Origin of the sequence: Verrucomicrobium sp. BvORR034 (assembly GCF_000739635.1) — a bacterium.
Taxonomy (GTDB): Bacteria; Verrucomicrobiota; Verrucomicrobiia; order Verrucomicrobiales; family Verrucomicrobiaceae; genus Verrucomicrobium.
Map to the genome: position 1 here is coordinate 1 of NZ_BATQ01000199.1, position 569 is coordinate 569.

The 569-nt window shown below is 59.9% G+C and carries 1 protein-coding gene; it reads right to left on the reverse strand.

Going from position 1 to position 569, the window contains the following annotated elements; all coding sequences use genetic code 11:
• Positions 1-376, reverse strand: a 376-nt coding sequence (locus tag BV034_RS34105; RefSeq protein WP_265593800.1) for a transposase, incomplete at its 3' end; no start/stop codon positions are given.
• Positions 377-569: the final 193 nt, after the last annotated feature.

The window sequence follows — 569 nt, forward strand, 5'->3', positions numbered from 1 at the left end:
GATACATCTCGACCAACGCCTCCTCCACTGACACCTCCCGCCGTTTGTAGCGCTCGATAATCGCCGATTCAAAGGGCAGTTTGCGCAGCTTGGGCACCTGCAGGGTGACTTCTCCGGCCTTGGTGTGCAACTGCCTCTCGTAGTGCCCCGCACGGGTGTCCACCCGATCAGGACTGCGCTCGTAGCGTCTGGCCCCGCAAAGCCTGTCCGCCTCGGCATCCAGCAGGGCATTGAGGGTCTCCTCCACGGTGCGCACAACCATCCTGTCCAGGTGCTGCCGGATCACGCCCTCATCAATGCTGATGACGTTGCCGGGCTGGGACTCCACCGCATTCAATTCGTTCTCGAACACTGTCGTCTTGTCTTCTTCAATCATGGTTTGCTCTGGCCCATACCTAGATCACCCAAAAAATGTGCGCAACTTTCCGGACGTTATCAGGGCGAAGGGTTCAAGCACCTCCCAACGCGCCGCCAAAGCGGCGGTTCCCGCCGCACTCCACAGATGCTTCGCATCCAGAGGTTGCACCCGGTCGGTGGCTTGAGGATCAAACAGCCTCCGATGTCGCCCA